Annotated in this window: 15 protein-coding genes; 2 read left to right on the top strand and 13 right to left on the bottom strand. The window is 53.6% G+C overall.

Annotated features, from left to right (window positions below; genetic code table 11):
• Nucleotides 1-21: 21 nt before the first annotated feature.
• From G5B47_RS21025 to G5B47_RS21075, 11 genes are all read right to left on the bottom strand, one after another.
• The gene (locus G5B47_RS21025) at nucleotides 22-1,554 is read right to left on the bottom strand and encodes an O-antigen ligase family protein (RefSeq protein WP_165102363.1); all 1,533 of its coding nucleotides are present in this window, start codon (nucleotides 1,552-1,554) and stop codon (nucleotides 22-24) included.
• A gap of 36 nt (nucleotides 1,555-1,590) precedes the next feature.
• Complete coding sequence (locus G5B47_RS21030) at nucleotides 1,591-2,364, bottom strand: WecB/TagA/CpsF family glycosyltransferase (protein ID WP_165102366.1); 774 nt, start codon at nucleotides 2,362-2,364, stop codon at nucleotides 1,591-1,593.
• The gene (locus tag G5B47_RS21035) at nucleotides 2,361-3,710 is read right to left on the bottom strand and encodes an O-antigen ligase family protein (protein ID WP_235950217.1); all 1,350 of its coding nucleotides are present in this window, start codon (nucleotides 3,708-3,710) and stop codon (nucleotides 2,361-2,363) included. The genes G5B47_RS21030 and G5B47_RS21035 overlap by 4 nt, the downstream gene beginning before the upstream one ends.
• Nucleotides 3,711-3,714: 4 nt before the next feature.
• The gene (locus G5B47_RS21040) at nucleotides 3,715-4,659 is read right to left on the bottom strand and encodes a glycosyltransferase (RefSeq protein ID WP_165102369.1); all 945 of its coding nucleotides are present in this window, start codon (nucleotides 4,657-4,659) and stop codon (nucleotides 3,715-3,717) included.
• A gap of 22 nt (nucleotides 4,660-4,681) precedes the next feature.
• On the bottom strand, nucleotides 4,682-5,371 hold the full coding sequence (locus G5B47_RS21045) for a sugar transferase (protein ID WP_025333452.1): 690 nt from the start codon (nucleotides 5,369-5,371) through the stop codon (nucleotides 4,682-4,684).
• A 57-nt stretch (nucleotides 5,372-5,428) separates the two neighbouring features.
• Nucleotides 5,429-6,313, bottom strand: coding sequence for a UTP--glucose-1-phosphate uridylyltransferase GalU (galU, locus tag G5B47_RS21050; protein WP_165102372.1), 885 nt, complete (start codon nucleotides 6,311-6,313; stop codon nucleotides 5,429-5,431).
• A 120-nt stretch (nucleotides 6,314-6,433) separates the two neighbouring features.
• Nucleotides 6,434-7,075: a CpsD/CapB family tyrosine-protein kinase gene (locus G5B47_RS21055; protein WP_165102374.1), complete on the bottom strand. Its 642-nt coding sequence runs from the start codon at nucleotides 7,073-7,075 to the stop codon at nucleotides 6,434-6,436.
• Nucleotides 7,059-7,799 carry a YveK family protein gene (locus G5B47_RS21060; protein WP_165102377.1) on the bottom strand — a complete coding sequence of 247 codons (741 nt, stop codon included), beginning with the start codon at nucleotides 7,797-7,799 and terminating at the stop codon, nucleotides 7,059-7,061. The genes G5B47_RS21055 and G5B47_RS21060 overlap by 17 nt, the downstream gene beginning before the upstream one ends.
• 457 nt (nucleotides 7,800-8,256) lie before the next feature.
• Nucleotides 8,257-8,892, bottom strand: a complete 636-nt coding sequence (locus tag G5B47_RS21065; protein WP_025333448.1) for a response regulator — start codon at nucleotides 8,890-8,892, stop codon at nucleotides 8,257-8,259.
• 23 nt (nucleotides 8,893-8,915) lie between these two features.
• Nucleotides 8,916-10,562: a sensor histidine kinase gene (locus G5B47_RS21070; RefSeq protein WP_165102380.1), complete on the bottom strand. Its 1,647-nt coding sequence runs from the start codon at nucleotides 10,560-10,562 to the stop codon at nucleotides 8,916-8,918.
• A 543-nt stretch (nucleotides 10,563-11,105) separates the two neighbouring features.
• Nucleotides 11,106-11,567: a hypothetical protein gene (locus tag G5B47_RS21075; RefSeq protein ID WP_165102383.1), complete on the bottom strand. Its 462-nt coding sequence runs from the start codon at nucleotides 11,565-11,567 to the stop codon at nucleotides 11,106-11,108.
• A 111-nt stretch (nucleotides 11,568-11,678) separates the two neighbouring features.
• Between G5B47_RS21075 and G5B47_RS21080 the strand changes: the two genes are divergently transcribed.
• On the top strand, nucleotides 11,679-11,900 hold the full coding sequence (locus G5B47_RS21080; protein ID WP_165102386.1) for a hypothetical protein: 222 nt from the start codon (nucleotides 11,679-11,681) through the stop codon (nucleotides 11,898-11,900).
• 181 nt (nucleotides 11,901-12,081) lie between these two features.
• Here G5B47_RS21080 and G5B47_RS21085 read toward each other — a convergent pair whose 3' ends face one another.
• Together G5B47_RS21085 and G5B47_RS21090 are read right to left on the bottom strand one after the other, a co-directional pair.
• Nucleotides 12,082-13,182 carry a Gfo/Idh/MocA family protein gene (locus G5B47_RS21085; RefSeq protein ID WP_165102388.1) on the bottom strand — a complete coding sequence of 367 codons (1,101 nt, stop codon included), beginning with the start codon at nucleotides 13,180-13,182 and terminating at the stop codon, nucleotides 12,082-12,084.
• A gap of 31 nt (nucleotides 13,183-13,213) precedes the next feature.
• Nucleotides 13,214-15,109 (bottom strand): sensor histidine kinase, encoded by a 1,896-nt coding sequence (locus G5B47_RS21090; protein ID WP_165102391.1) that lies wholly within the window; start codon nucleotides 15,107-15,109, stop codon nucleotides 13,214-13,216.
• A 223-nt stretch (nucleotides 15,110-15,332) separates the two neighbouring features.
• On the opposite strand from G5B47_RS21090, the gene G5B47_RS21095 reads away from it, so the two are divergent.
• Nucleotides 15,333-15,536, top strand: coding sequence for a hypothetical protein (locus G5B47_RS21095; RefSeq protein WP_165102209.1), 204 nt, complete (start codon nucleotides 15,333-15,335; stop codon nucleotides 15,534-15,536).
• The last annotated feature ends 3 nt before the right edge of the window (nucleotides 15,537-15,539 follow it).

Consider the following 15,539-nt stretch of genomic DNA (forward strand, 5'->3'; position numbering starts at 1 on the left):
CCGGGAGCGGTTCTTAAGAAATCACCGGCTGTCCGCAGCAGCTTGGCCTTTAGCTCCGGCCAGTACGCTTTCGGTCTCCGGCTCGATCACCGCCGGGGCGGCTTCTTTCCTGCCGGCCTCGATCAGTTCTCTAACGCCGAGGCCAAGACCGATCAGCATCCAGATAAGATAGGCTTTCAGACCCGAGAACCCGTTGTCCGACACCAGCCCTACCACCGCGCCTACCCACGCCGCGAGGGCCAGCCTGCCATACAGCTGGAGCCGGTTCGTGCCGGCAACCCTGCCGTAAATTTGCCTGGCTACCGCGCCGAGTGCAATAAAGAACAGCAGGCCGCCCGGAGCGCCGAAGGTGAGCAGCAGGGCAATGAACCCGTTGTCCATAATGCCGTATTCGCCAAGTTCGCCGCTGTTGCCAAGCTTCGTGCTCTGTCCGACGCTGCCGATTCCCTGGCCTACCGGATTGGATTTAATCGCAGGGATCATCGTTCCGAGGAGGTTGAGCCGGTCGTTATACGAGCGGTCCTCTTGGATAGATGAGAGGGTCTCCATCCGTGCCGTCAGCCCCTCCGCTCCCGGAAGCTTGGGAACAATCCAGAACAGCGCAAGTGCTACAAAGACCACCTGAATCAGAGTCTTCCATTTACCCTTGGAAGATGAGGACGCGATATAGACAAGAAGCATAACCAGCAGAAGCAGCCAGGCGGCGCGGACGAGCGTGGTCAGCAGGCAGACGACCACAAGCAGAACGCCGATCCAGCTGAAGGCTCCCCGCCAGCGCTTCTCAAGGATCATCGGCACCAGCGCGAACACCAGGAAGGTTGCGGCGGGTCCCGGCGAGTTGAGGGTGGAGAAGACCCTGACCTCCAGCGGGTGCGGCGTGCCGATGGAATTCATACCCGAATTCTGCATCCAGAAAGCGTCCCATGCCGGAACCGTCAAATACTGTATGATCCCGTACACGGCTACCAAAACCGCGATATTGGCATATGTGCCAAGCAGCTTGTCGATATCGCGGGCTGTAAACGGCGTTACCGCAAAATACAGCAGAAGAAGAAGCGGAACCAGATAGTTCAGCAGATCGTATACCGAGCCTACGCCATTCTTCGCCAGCCCGACCAGGGTGGCGTATCCGAGCGGAATCGCGAACAGCAGCATCAGCCGCATATGAGGCCGCTTGAGGGTATGAATTTCGCGCAGAACCGGTATGGCAACCGTCGCCCCTGCAAGCAGCGGAGCCAGGCTGAGCAGCGAGACGGAGTGATAGGTGCCTTCACTCCAGTCGGCAAGCCGGCGAAGCTCAGGAGCGACGGCCCAGACCAGCAGCGTGTACGAAACGAGCAGCCGGGGCTTCAGCAGCGAGAGCAGGAAGGCCGGGAACAGCAGCGCCGACACAATCGCCAGCTGCAGGCTGCTCGACGAACTGAGCTTTGCGCTGACAAAGCCGATCATCAGCGGCACGACCGCGCAAACCGCCGCAAAAATGCCCGCAGTCACCACAGTGCGAAGATTTCCCGGCAGCGGAAGACCGGTACTGCCCGAATGGCGGCTAGTCATCGTCTCATACACCTCCTGTTCCTTGCGGACAAGCTTTTATTCGAAGCTCTGTCCGTTCGCTTTTTCCCGTTTGCGCAGTTCCTTCAGCAGAAGAACCAGAAACTGGGCATCGTCGACCAAATACCTCTTCCACAGCCTTCCCGGCTCCTGGCTTAGCCTCCAGAACCATTCCAGCCCCGTTCTTTGCATGAAATCCGGTGCCCGCTTGACCGAACCGGACAGAAAATCAAAGGTGGCTCCGACGCCGATCGAGATAGGCGCCCGGTAGGACAGATAATGACGGTAGATCCATTTCTCCTGCTTGGGAGCTCCGACGCCCACGAACACGATGTCCGGCCTGGTTTCATTCAGCATGCTGATAATCCGCTTGTTCTCTTCCTCGTTGTTCTCGAACCCGTAGGATGGAGAGTAGCAGCCGACGATGTTGATATCCGGATAGGACGCTTTGAGGTTCTTCGTCGCCCGTTCCGGCACGCCTTCGGCGGAGCCCAGGAAGAACAGCCGGTATTTCCGCTGCTGGAACGCATGCCCCAATCTGCTGAACAGATCGGCTCCGGACACCTTCTGCTTGAGCGGCTTGCCCAGCATCCTGGAAGCCCAGATGAGAGGCATCCCGTCCGCGACGACAGCGCCCGCCTTGGAGTAGACCGTCCGGAATTCCTTGTCCTTGCGCAGCTTGATCACATGATCGACATTGCAAGTCAGAATGTAGGAATGGTTCCTCTCCCGGATCGTAGTATCGATATACTCCAGCAGATCCATGAAATCATAATTGTTAAAATTGACATCGAACATGTTTACTTGATTCATCGTATCACTTCTTTTTGTGGGGAATCGGTTGGCTGCGAAGCCCGATACAGGCAGTTCAGGTACCAACAGAACGGAATAATAAATTGGACCGTCGACAGCGTATTATCAGAAAAGGAATAAATCAGAAACGCTGCTATCAAGAGCAGGTAATACATTTTTACCGGCGGCGCCAAAGCTCTGTAAACCAGAAGGAACACAGCCATTAACGACAGCCACAGCAGAGTCGAGCCGATGTACCCCCCGTCGAAGTAAAACCGGATATACTCATTGTGGGGAACGACAAAGCCTATAAACAATGTACCGTCATTGGCTACCGTAACGGCGCCCAGGCCTCTACCCGACAAAGGGGAGCCCGACGCTTTATCCAAAAAGTAAGTCCATGCTTCCGAGCGTCCCGACAAGTCGATTCCATCGCTGGTCTGCCTTTCGAAGGACCGTTTCTTGATATTGTCCCACTGCATGAATACGGCTCCGGCAATGACGGCCACCGAGCACAGCAGTGGAATCAGATAACGGGTCTTGCCTTTCAGGTAGCGCCGGAAGATGTCTAAGAAGTAATAGAGGGCCATAGGGATCAGTGCGAGCAGTGGCCCCCGCGTTCCCGTAGCGATCAGCGTCATGAAATTCACGGCCAGTATGGTATAAAAGAACCGCTCATGGCCCGGATTCCGCTTCAGCTCAATGAACGGAATCACCGTTCCAAGGAAGGCGAGCATCGCCAGATGCGACGGAATATTCGCCCCTTGAACCCTCACCGCACCAGTGAATTCAACATTCAGCATCGGGTGAAGATGCGCAGCCTGCAGCAGCGCTCCGACCACAAGGCTTACCGCCGGGAGCAGACAGATCAGCCGGATCTGCCGCTCTGCCACTTCTTTCTTCCAATTGATCAGCAGGAACATGAACGGCAGAGACAGTCCGATAAATGCCTTGACCGCAATCTGTGATGTCATCTCGGGGAGCCATATGGAGACCGTAAAGGTCATGAACACTATCGCGGCCAAAGCCCACAGCGGATAGCTGAGCTTGAAGCGCAGGCCGTTGACGAGGATGCAGGGCACGAGCAGCGCCAGCATGGCCAGCTTATACAGCGACAGGATTTCCATCCCGAAAAGGCTGCCGCCGTATAAAAAATTGATGGATATCGCCGTCGTCAGAAGGACGAAATAGCTGATATAATCCGGCCGGGTCAGGGATACGACGAGCAGCAGGAGCAAACCTACAGCGGCAACCGCAACAGCCGGCATGTATATCACTGTCGTGCCTAGAAACAGGGCCGATAGGAGAAAGAGCATTCCATACGGCAGAGCATACAATTTGGAAGCCCGGTGTCCGCTTATCATCATCCATTCACCCCGTTGCCGATTCCCGATTTCGATTCCGCAGCATATGGAGCGTTCCGCGGACGCTCTCCAGCCTGCATTTGTTCAGCAGCTTTCTTCCCTGGCTTCCGGATACCGCCGACAAGGCCGAATCCACGGCGATATACAGAATTTTGGCTCCCGTCTTCCCCCAAAGAAGCAGATTGCCCACCGGGCCTTCACTTCCGAGGGCGTTGGACAGCCCCTGGCTGTAATACCGCTTCATGATCCAGTCCTGCGTCAGTCGGCTTGCCGGAACGAAATGATCCACTGCCATCTGCGGATGATAAAGGATGGATTGTCTTTCTTTCCGGATTCTCCCGAACAGCCAGGTCTCCTCGCCCGACAAGAGCGATTCCCCTTTGCGGCCAAGCTCCAGCGGGAACAGGCTCAGATTGAAGACTTCGCGTCTCATCGCCATATTGGCGCCGCACGGGTGATACTTGCCGGGATACTCCTTGATCCGGTTCCCCAGATCCATGATCGTGTAAGGGAACTCGAACGGCTTGATGAGCCACTCCGGCCTCCCGTTCTCAAAGATGGGAGCTACCTTCCCGCCCATGGCCATCACGGCCGGTTTGCTTTCCATTGTGTTCACAATGGTAGAAATCCAATTCCGGACCGGCAGCGCATCGTCGTCGAGAAAGGCGATCAGCTTCGCTTTGGCCGCCAGTATCCCCGAGTTGCGGGCCGCCGACAGTCCTTGTACCGGTTCCAGCAAATATTTCATTTGAATCTGCTGCTCATACTTGTCCATGAACCGCTTCACGACGGATGCGGTATCGTCGGTCGACCGGTTGTCGACTACAATGACCTCCGCCTCATCCAGCATATCGAGCCCGAGCAGGGAATCCAGCGTTTTGGATAACAGCCCGGCACGATTGTAGGTGCAGATGATGATGGACAGCCGGGGTACGTCTCCGTGCTCTAACATGGGCATTCACCTAATTTCTGAATTAATAAGCGTTTTTCGATCCTAACAGCATGAGGCCGGTTTTTATAATAATCTTGAGATCAAGCGCCGTGCTCCGCATCCGGATATACGTCAGGTCCAGCTGGACCATCTCTTCGAATCCGACGCTGTTCCGCGCGTGCACCTGCCAGTAGCCTGTGCATCCCGGGGTAACGGTGAGCCGCTGCTTGTCGTACTCCGTATACTGTGCCACTTCATCGGGGAGAGGCGGCCGGGGTCCGACCAGGCTCATGTTCCCGGTCAGCACGTTCCACAGCTGGGGCAGCTCATCGATGCTGGTTTTGCGCAAAAACTTGCCGATCCGCGTGATGCGGGGGTCGTTCTTCATTTTGAACATTGCTCCGCTGACCTCGTTGTAGGCCATCAGGTTCTTTTTTAATTCCTCCGCGTTCGAGATCATTGATCTGAACTTGTACATCTCGAACGGCTTCTCGTCCTTGCCTATCCGAGTCTGCCGGAAGAACACTTTCCCTTTCGGATCGTCAAGCTTGATCAGTATTGCGACTACGGCAAACAGGGGCAGCAGCAAGAAGAGACACAGAGCGGAAAAAAGGATGTCGATGACCCGTTTCATAACCAGGTAAGAATTGCTTTCCTGCGCTTCTTCAGCATGGAGCACGTAAAGGCTCGATAGAATCCGCTCAGCGTCATCCGGCATTTTATGCATGCTCATTTCCCTCTCAATCCTCCTTGAAAGAATGGCCCTTATAATACATGTAATATCTAATCATTAACCTGCGGTTTGCTCCGCCTTGCTTAACCATTCGGCCATGGCGTCCATAACGGGATAGCGGAGATCCTTGTTCTGCAGGGCAAATTCCAGCGTCGTCAAAATGTAGCCGAGGCGTTCGCCCACGTCATATCTCGTACCATCGAAATTGTAGGCGTAGACCCGTTCGCTTTGGTTGAGCTTCTGGATCGCGTCCGTCAGCTGGATTTCGCCGCCGGCGCCTTTTTCCTGCAGATCGAGATATTTAAAGATTTTCGGCGTGAACACGTAGCGGCCCATAATGGCCAGATTGGAAGGAGCGGTTCCGAGCTTTGGCTTCTCGACGAAGTTGTGGACGCGGTACAGACGGCCTTCCTGCAGATCCGGCTCGATAATACCGTACCGGTTGGTGAACTCGTCGGGAATTTCCTGCACGCCGATGACCGAGTTCTGCGTTTCTTCGTACTGGTCGATCAGCTGTTTCAAGCATGGCGTCTTGCCGGTAACGATATCGTCTCCGAGCATTACGCCGAACGGCTCGTCGCCGATGAATCGTCTGGCGCACCATACCGCATGTCCCAGGCCTTTGGGTTCTTTTTGCCGGATATAGTGAATTTCAACCTTGGAAGAACGCTGCACTTCCTGCAGCAGCTCCAGCTTGCCGTCCTCAAGCAGCCGCGATTCCAGCTCGAAGGCGTTGTCGAAGTGATCTTCGATCGCCCGTTTGCCTTTACCGGTTACGATAATGATGTCCTCGATGCCGGAAGCGATCGCTTCCTCCACAATGTACTGAATAGTAGGCTTGTTGATGATGGGAAGCATTTCCTTGGGCATTGCCTTCGTTGCAGGAAGAAAACGGGTTCCTAAGCCGGCTGCGGGAATAATCACTTTTTTCACTTTTTTCATCATCCATGCCTCCTAAAAGTTTTGTTAGCATAAGCATCCTTGAACTACTTCGCAAAACTGACTTCGAAAGCAAATCCGCCGTATACTCCTCGAACAACCTCGCACTTACCGGCTACGATCTTACTTGGCTTGATTTATGGCAATGCCGAGAATTGCGGTCCCGGCTTGTTCCATCAAAGTCTTGACCCGGCGGATCGAATCCCGCTTGGATTTGCCGTAGCGGGCGACGATGACGACGCCGTCGGTAAGCGGCGCGAGCACGCGGGCATCGCTGTATTCCACCGCCGGAGGCGAGTCGAGGAGAACCAGGTCATGGGTTCTTTTCAGTTCCTCCAGAAGCTCCGTCATTGCCGCGTTGCCCAGCAGGTCGGGCGGACTAACGGAGGAGGAGCCTGCCGTAACGATGGTCAGATTAGCGAGATTGCCATAGACGCCGATCTTACCCAGCTCCTTCTGGCCGCTCAGACCGTCGGCCAATCCTATTCCGTTGTCTAGCCCGAACACCGTGTGAATGCCGGGGCTGCGCAGGTTGCCGTCCACAACCGCCACTTTCTTGCCGTCCTGAACGAAGGAAACCGCGAGGTTGGCCAGAACTGTCGTCTTCCCTTCTCCCGCTTCGCCGGAAGTGAACAGCAACGCTCTTCCTCCTCCGCCCTGCAGCAGCCCGAGCTGCCGAATGTAGGTGCGAAGCGAGCGGAACGATTCGGACACATGCGACTGCGGATTGCGCTCGGCAATGAGACTGTTACTTAACCGCAGCATACGCTCCCTCCCCTACCCTTGCTTTGTTGTCGCCGTCCTTGCCAAGATCGCGTTTGCGGATTACCGGTATGGTGCCGATGACCGGAAGGCCGAACTCGTGCTCCGCTTCCTTCTCGGAGCGAAGAGCTCCGCTCAGCGTCTCCATTAGGAGGATAATCCCAAGCGCCGCCATCAGCGAGACGACGAAGCTGATAACCAAATTCATCGTGTAGCCGCCGTTTACGGGTCCAGGTACATCCTTCGGATCCGCCGGTGTAAGGAAGGTGACGTTGCTTAGATTCATCAGCTCCGGTAAGGAACGAATGAAAGTCTGGGATACCGCATTGACAATTCCCGCGGCCTTGACATAACTTTCGTCGTTTACGCTGAGATTGATGACCTGGCTTCCTTCCGATGATTTGAGGCTAACCTTAGAGCTTAGCTGATCACCGGTCAGTCCGAACTCCGGATGCGACGCGGCCACGCGGTCCATAATGGCCGGCGATTTGATGACATCCTTGTAACTCCCGATCAGATTGAGACTGAAATTCAGATTGTTAAGGTTATTGCCTTCCGACAGATCTGCGGCGTTGTTCACCAGCAGCTGCGCTGTTGCGGAATAGACGGGGACCACGTAGTTCTTGCTGACGTAATAGGTGGTAGTGCAGGAGATCAGCACGAACAGTACGATGAGCCATAGCCTTTTCTTGATGAGATTCAGGTAATCCAAAATCGTCTTTTCCACAGCGATCCTCCCTCCGTAGGATTTTGAAAGACTTCTGAAAATTTCAGATAACTTACTTTTATTCTAACAATCCTCATTTTTCGCGGCATGGTCCCTGCCATTACTTTCGATTTCACTTTTGAATAAAGAAAATTACCGCTTTAGGACAAAGTATGGTATACTTTGGTACCATGGAATATGGTACCAATTAGTCTGTTTCGCTCAGGAACAATTGCCGATAAAATTAATAACCAAAAATTAAAGAATTAGTGCGAAGCATAATCCGGTATCCGGGGCTCCCAGAATATATGAATTTGCCAAGAAGAAACGGCTGCGCCGTCCTCGCAAGAGGAGGGTATCCGTTTCGTAGAAATATAAGACCAAACGATAGAGGCGAAGCTTATACAGTCTTATATTTACAAAAAAAAAACACGGACATCTTGTCCGTGTTCCTGAAAACATATGATTCCGTCCGAGTTTATTCGACAGACATCTCGTATTTGGTCAATCCGACGGCGTTGGCATAAAGAGCCGCCTGTGTACGATCCGCAACCTGAAGCTTGGCCAAAATTTGGCTGACATGCTTCTTGACCGTGAACTCGCTGATGAACAGTCTTGACGCGATTTCCCGGTTGCAGGCGCCCTGACCGAGCTCGATCAATACTTCCCGCTCTTTGGGCGTCAATTCGTCGGTAGGGCTCTTGCCGCTCATTCTCATCTTGTCTTCCATTAGGCCGGGGTCGTAATATTTTCTGCCCTTGTGGACCAGCTGAATGGCGAACAGAAGCTCTTCAGGCAGCGCCTCCTTCAGCACATAACCATCGACGAGCACCTCCTCCGCCTTGAGGAAATCTTCACGGCTCGCCGATGAGGTCAGAAGGATAAACTTGCTCTCAATTCCGCGGCTCCGTGCCGCCTTGATAACGTCAAGACCTGATTCGTCAGCAAGCTTCAAATCGATCAGCACCATATCGGGTCGAAGTTCTTCCAGTACGCGCAGAGCTTCTTCGCCGTTTGTCGCTTCGCCAGCGAACTTCACATTGGGCTGCATGGAAATGACCGCTGCCAAGCCTCTTCTCACAAGGGGATGATCATCCACTATGACGATATCCATATGCAAAGACCTCCTGTTATCTTTTATGCGTTCTTTAGTTCAATTACGCCTACCGGAATGGAAATTAGAATTTGGGTACCTGAATTTTCACTGCTCGACAACTGAAAATCCCCGCCAAGAGACCGGGTCAAATGCTGCATATTTTTCATTCCCAGTCCGCCGGTGTTTTCCTCCGAACGGGTCCATAGCAGATCGGTATCAAAGCCTACCCCGTCATCGCGGACGGCAAGTCCAACCCATCGCGGCTTCAAAGTCAGCTCAACCTCGATTTTACGGGCAGCCCCGTGGCGGATCGCATTGCCGGTCGCTTCGGAGATGATCCGAAAGAGGGCCTTGTGATACGTGTATGGCAGACTGAAATCGTCGCCCTTTACCTTGAAATCAATCTCGACATCGTTCAGCCTCGACAAGCTCTGCAGATGCGACCTTACCATACCAAGCCAGGTCGGGCCTCCGCTTTTCTTGGAGCTCAGGCTGTAGATTGTAATCCGCAGCTCTTTGGCTGCCTTGGTCGCCGAATCATGGATCAACTCGATCTGCTCCTCCAGCTGGGAGGGTGTCATTTTTCGGCAGGACTGCTTGAGAGAATGGGCCGCATAAACAATGCCAAACAGACTCTGAGAGACGCTGTCGTGCATTTCGTCCGCAATCCGGTTCTGTTCATTCGTGACAATGAGCCGGTTCTCGGTAACGCTCAGTTCATGGCGTTCCAGCGTAATGGCGCTGAGCTCGGCCAGAAACATAAGCTGCTGAATGTACCATCTCCGGTTCTCCAGCCCCTCGTGCGCTTCCAGCTTAACTCCGATCACACCCACAAAGCGGGTGCTCATCCGAACCGGCATTAACAGCAGATCCCCAGAACTCGGAAAGCTCTTGAATATCGGTTCCTTCTGGCGCCGCCACTCCGACTCGTGAACTTTAAGCTCCCCGAATAAATTGACTTCCTCCTCGGGCAGCCAGCCGGTCTGACGGCTTACGGGAGACGGCCCCCCTGGATAGCTCGCAAACCAGAACAACGCCTTGTTCAGCTTCGTCAGCTTGACGGCATATTCGGTAATGACCTGACCGATATTCATAAAATCATGCTCGCTTGAGGTTTCCACAATGTGATACAGCGACTTGATATGCTCAAGCATCTCGTTCGTTCGGGCGTTCGCCTCCTCCCGCTGCCGCCTGAACCGCGACAGCAGCTGCATAAAGGTCACTGTTAAAGCAAGCGCCAGAAACAGATTCCCGTTCTCCAGCAAAACCGAGACCAACGTACTTTCCGCCGATTTATAATAAAAATAGCTGAATCCAAAGAAAATGGCAAAATAGCCGACCAGCAGACTCCAGCAAAAATAAAAGGACAAAGAACCCGCGGCAATCAAAATGGGATTAAGCGAATACAGCTTGAATGGGCTGTTATAACCGCCTGTACAAATCGCCAGCAGAAGAATCAGCGACATCTCGATGCTCACCGAAGCCATAACGGCATGCGGCTTGTGCCGCAAACTCCGATAGGCAATCGTAAACGCGGGGGCGAGCAAGGCCAGAACCATGATGATCGGAATTTTATAAAACAGTGGAGGACCCGTTCGCGTAATTAAGAACATCAGTGAAGTAAGAAAAAGTGAAAAATAACGGAAAAATGTAATCATTCGATCTTCCGCAGATAACTTGATATTCATCCCACCACCCTATTCTCCAAATTTGTGGAAAATGCGAGCTTTTTACCTTCATGGGAACTGCTGTGTTAAATGCATCATACAAAAGAAAAATGACAATAACAAGTTACCTTTTTCAATGTGAACGGTTACACGATTAAAATTTTAGTATATTTTTTTTATTTTTCCCTGTTTATTCCGTGCCAAAACGGGGTATAGCGAACAGTTTTTTCTAAATTTTTCTATTTTAGTGTCCAGGGGCGTCAAAGTAATGTCAGCTAAATTTCCGTTTATTTTCCGTCGGTGCAGCGCATTCAACTTTTATACGTTACACCGGCATTCCACAGGAGAGACTCCCATATATTTCTTAAACAGCCTCGAGAATTAAAAGGGGGCGTTGTACCGGAGCATACCGGAAATTTCCTGAACCTGAAGCGAGGTGTTGAGCAGGAGCTTCTTGGCTTCACCCATCTTCAGCCGGTGAATGTAATCATGCAGAGGGTACCCGCTGCCGATCCGCGCGAAATACAGCCCCTTCCGTCAAAAGTCCCGTCTCCCGCCATTCGTTCACCCGGCTGCCCGTAAAGTTGATATAATACTCGTCCCAGCTGCCGCCCGGCAGGGGACCGAAATCATAGATTCGTCCCGGCCGGAAGCAATATACACGAACGCCCAATGCTCAAACGTGACGCCCGTGCGGAACAGCGTTCTCCCGGGCAGATGGCCTACCTGGCCTACCCGGATGGATTTCAGCATCAGCTTGGAGGACTCCACCTTCGGATCTATTATTCCGATCGGATACGGACTGATCATATAATCCATACGTATGGAAATAATTTGCATTCCTCCGCTCTCAACCCGTTCCAATCCTTTACCCTGGTCCCCGTTCCCAAAAAATTGACCTTTCGTCCCGGTTCGCTTCCGGGTGTCCCGGGGCGACAAAGTTGTACTGAGCGGACCCGAAGACAAGCCGGCTCTCCCGGCGGCCCGGTCCGTACAGGATGCCGTGTCCAGGGATCTGGGTCTCAATCTCCACATATCCGTCGGTGCGCGTTCCGGTTCTCAATGCGCTTTCCTGTTTGCCCATGGCCCTGACTTGGGCGATCAGGCCTATGAAGTCCCGTCACTGAGACCGGAGCTGTGATCGATATCAGCCAAAGCAAAATTCCAAAGATGAAGACGCTGCGGCGGATTGTGGACCTGATGGCCGGCCTAAAGCTGAACCAGTTGCAGCTATATATAGAAGGAGTTTGGGAGCGCAGCGTCTACAGTCTAATTTGGCTGCGCGGTCAATACGAGGCTTTGCAAGAGGTGCTTGCTGCCAGCGGCACCGGCCCGAAACCGCCAAGCTCCCGGAACTAAAGAGGCGGGAATCATGATTGATCGTCGTTGCGGCTCCTAATAGCTGCCGATCCTTCTCTTCATTGGACATGGGTCTCGCCGTCAGTATTCAAAAATAAAGCACCCTGTCCCGCATAACCGGAGATGGTTGATGCAGGCCAGAGCGCTTTTTGGTTTCGTTATGATCCATCCGCTGACAAGCTTAACCATTGCCTCGCGGCGAAGCCTCCGCCCAGGGCTGGGTCTCTGTAACGATAGGAACGCCGTCCGCCGCGGCCCGCTGCATCTCCAGGGCCAGATAATGGTCCTGGCAGCCTTCGGCCAGGCTGTAAAAGGACGGGCAGCCCCGGACGTAATCTCCCATCCGGGCCAAGGTTTCAGCGACGGCGATTTCATCGTCGGACAGCCGGGCGGGAGCGTGGGGATTCTCATACAGCCATTCCCCGCAGCCCATAATTCCCTGCAGGTGGAAGCCCTCCAGGTTCCCGCCATGTCCGGTATCGATCCTGCGCAGCCTGTCGTAAAGCGGACGGTCGAAGGACGGAAGCCAGGACACTTCATCGTTCACGATCTCCCCGCGCTCGCCGCGAACCAGAATCCGCTTCCCCCGAATCCATGAAAAATACTGGTCCCCAGTGAAATCAAGCACGCCCAGTTTATTCCCAAAATCGAGCGTGGCGATAATCTGCTGCGACTCCGTCAGCTCTTCCGAGAGCGGAGGACCGCTGCGGTCCGGGCTCTTCACAATAGGCGAGGTGAATGTCTGGGCCCGGATGACGGCATTCTCGAAGCCGATTCCAAGCAGTCTGCGGATGAGGCTGATGCCGTGGTAATCATGCGCCGCGGACACCTGGGCCTGGCTGACTTCGCCCAGCCTGCCGGAACGCGCAAGCCGGATCCGTGCCGCGTGCATCGGCTGGAATGCATACTGCTCCGCGATCTGGACTTTGGCCGCAGGTCCCACCCGCTCCCACAGACGGTGCAGGCCTTCCACACCGTCGGCGGGAGGCGTTTCAACCAGCGCCGGAATGCCGGCTTCCGCCAGTCTTTCGATGAATTCGGGGTTTGCCAGCCGTTTTACGCTGACGACTGCGAAGGAACAGCCGTTCCGGCATGCGGCGGCAAACTCACCAAATGAAGTGTAGGTCTTAACGCCCCATTGTTCCTGCAGTTTGTCCGCTTTTCCCCGGTCCCTGACTAGGGCGGCCTTTACGGCAAAACGTTCCGGCAGCGCCTTGGCGATCCGCAGAAAGAACTCCGCTCTCCAGCCTCCGCCGATTAATCCGAACGCGATTGCTTCCATTTCGTCACGCTCCTTCCCGATTCTTCGCTTCTTACGGTTTGACAGCCGGCAGTTTGACGATCGCTTCCGTTCCTTTTCCCTTAACGCTCTTGAACTCGATGGTGCCGTTCATTGCCTCAATGATCCGGAAGGTGACCATCAGACCTAGACCGGTGCCTTTCGTTTTGTTGGAGAAATACGGCTCCCCCAGTCTGGCCAGCTCCCCGGCCGTCATGCCCTCTCCCGAATCCCGGATGCTGATGACGACATGGCTGCCGGATTTCCAGGCCGAAATGCTCACCAGTCCGTTCTCCTGAAGGGCTTCGATGCCGTTCTTGATCAGATTGATCAAGGCCTGCTTGAATTTGGAGGAGCTGAACTTCACATACAGCCCGTCCTCCAGCTGGATTTCAATGGTGCTTTCCTGCATTTTGGCCAGCGGAAGCAGAATTCCCGCGACATGCCTGAGCTCTCCCCCGACATCGAGACATTCTACCGTGTCCGTTTGCGGCTTGGCGAACGTGAGAAAATCGTTGATAATATGCGCCGCCCGGTCCAGCTCCGAAATGGCCAGCTGCAAATATTCCTTCTCCTTGCTGTCAGAGCCTTCGCCGATAATCTGCAAGAAGCCTCTGGTGACCTGAAGCGGATTACGGACCTCATGAGCGACCGAAGCGGCCAGCTCGCTGATGATCTCCATTTTTTCCGAACGCTGAAGATCGTTGTTGAACTTCTCCAGCTCCTTCGAATATTCGACCACCTGCTCATGATTTTTGGCGAACTTCCTTCCTACGATCACAATCAGGGAAACAAGGAAAATAACGATGCCCCATTTCCACCAGTACAGATGGTACTCCTCGCCCGACATATAGAAAAGGGACAGCTCGCTGAGCGCCGTCAGCGCAAACACGGCGAAGCCCGAGGTGAAGATAATCGCTTCCACATTGCCGCGAAAGGCGTAACGGAGCGCATGTCCCAGCAGAAACAGAAACTGAACGATCATCAGAACGCCCGCAATATCCACTGTGAACATCCGGTACAGACCGTCAATCCGATAAGACCAGGCAATGTTGAGCACGCTGAGTCCCACGCAGAACAGCGAATACACCAGCTGGAATTTCCTCAGCCGGGAAACGCCGCCATACATGCCGGAACCGAATAATTTCTCGAAAAAATAGGTGAACGACGGCAGCAGCGTAAACAGCGAGATATCGAAAAACAGTTCCATCCATTTCGATTTACTGCCCAGCACGAGCGAAAAATAAGGAGAGTAGTAGATCATCAGCACGCCGGACGACAGCATGATCAGCAAGAGCAAAAATCCAGTGAAAAACAGTTCTCTTTTTAAAAAGATCGAGCAAACGCCCAGGACGACGGCCAAAAAAATGAGCGCCCCGCCGATGATGACGTCCATCAAATCTTGCTTCAAGTACAGGTTCAGCAGATTTTCGTAGCTGCCAATCCTGATCTCTCCCTCTATACCGGGGTGGCCGTCAAGCCCTTCGCTGTATATGTATAATTCGCTGCCGGTCTTGGGAGCGTTCAGCGGAATCAGAATCTTGCTTCCATTCAGTCCTCCGCTGCCTGTTGAACTATAGACAAGCGTATCGTCAAGATAGGCCCGGATTTTGCTGCCGTATACTTTATTCACCAGCGCAGCCGAATGGCTGCCCAGCGTGGGCAACGAAGCGCGGAACCATACCGCCGCTATCTTCCCGGGCGCCCCGGTCTTAAGATCGGAGGACGACACGTCAATCCATCCTTGATCCCCGAGGGGAGGGCTTGTCCCTTGGTCTGCTCCCGCTTCGGTCACCCATTTCAGCTTCCACCGGGAAAGCTCCGTGCTCTCCTGTTTCCCCCGCTCCATGGAAATTCCGATTTCAATCATGGAAGCCAGCAGCAATATGACAAACGCTACCGCTGCTATTTTGTATAGTGGCAATTTCATAACAGTGGCACCTCGGCTATCGTAAAAAGATATGTCGCTATAAATTTCGGCAATTTGCAATTCTTCTCTTTAAGCGGATTAAAACAACCTTCTCTCGAAAGAATACACTTGAAGATCTGGAAGCAGCGACCCGAACGGATTCGCCAGCCCCTATCGGGGTATACAATTAGTATATACCGTTTGTTAGACCAGACTTTCGATGACCAAGAAGGAGGGCTGCCCATTGAAAGAATACCGGAATAAGAAGCGCAGCGGCTCGGAAGAAGACGAAGATTTGGTAACCGAGCGGGATATCGATGAAGAGTTCGGCCTGTTTCAGGAAGGAACTTTTCCGGATGCCCTGCCTGACCGAAATCAGATAGAAGCTGTTCGGGACGCGCTTCCCAAGGAAGCGGGCACCCAAGATAATACACCCAAAAGGAGCTGAATA

The sequence above is a fragment of the Paenibacillus apii genome (assembly GCF_011043685.1).
Lineage (GTDB): Bacteria > Bacillota > Bacilli > Paenibacillales > Paenibacillaceae > Paenibacillus_AQ > Paenibacillus_AQ sabinae.

Coding starts and splice junctions, on each gene's coding strand:
- G5B47_RS21025 (WP_165102363.1), bottom strand. CDS start 1,554: ATGACTAGCCGCCATTCGGGCAGTACCGGTCTTCCGCTGCCGGGAAAT.
- G5B47_RS21030 (WP_165102366.1), bottom strand. CDS start 2,364: ATGAATCAAGTAAACATGTTCGATGTCAATTTTAACAATTATGATTTC.
- G5B47_RS21035 (WP_235950217.1), bottom strand. CDS start 3,710: ATGATGATAAGCGGACACCGGGCTTCCAAATTGTATGCTCTGCCGTAT.
- G5B47_RS21040 (WP_165102369.1), bottom strand. CDS start 4,659: ATGTTAGAGCACGGAGACGTACCCCGGCTGTCCATCATCATCTGCACC.
- G5B47_RS21045 (WP_025333452.1), bottom strand. CDS start 5,371: ATGAGCATGCATAAAATGCCGGATGACGCTGAGCGGATTCTATCGAGC.
- galU (WP_165102372.1), bottom strand. CDS start 6,313: ATGAAAAAAGTGAAAAAAGTGATTATTCCCGCAGCCGGCTTAGGAACC.
- G5B47_RS21055 (WP_165102374.1), bottom strand. CDS start 7,075: ATGCTGCGGTTAAGTAACAGTCTCATTGCCGAGCGCAATCCGCAGTCG.
- G5B47_RS21065 (WP_025333448.1), bottom strand. CDS start 8,892: ATGGATATCGTCATAGTGGATGATCATCCCCTTGTGAGAAGAGGCTTG.
- G5B47_RS21070 (WP_165102380.1), bottom strand. CDS start 10,562: ATGAATATCAAGTTATCTGCGGAAGATCGAATGATTACATTTTTCCGT.
- G5B47_RS21085 (WP_165102388.1), bottom strand. CDS start 13,182: ATGGAAGCAATCGCGTTCGGATTAATCGGCGGAGGCTGGAGAGCGGAG.
- G5B47_RS21090 (WP_165102391.1), bottom strand. CDS start 15,109: ATGAAATTGCCACTATACAAAATAGCAGCGGTAGCGTTTGTCATATTG.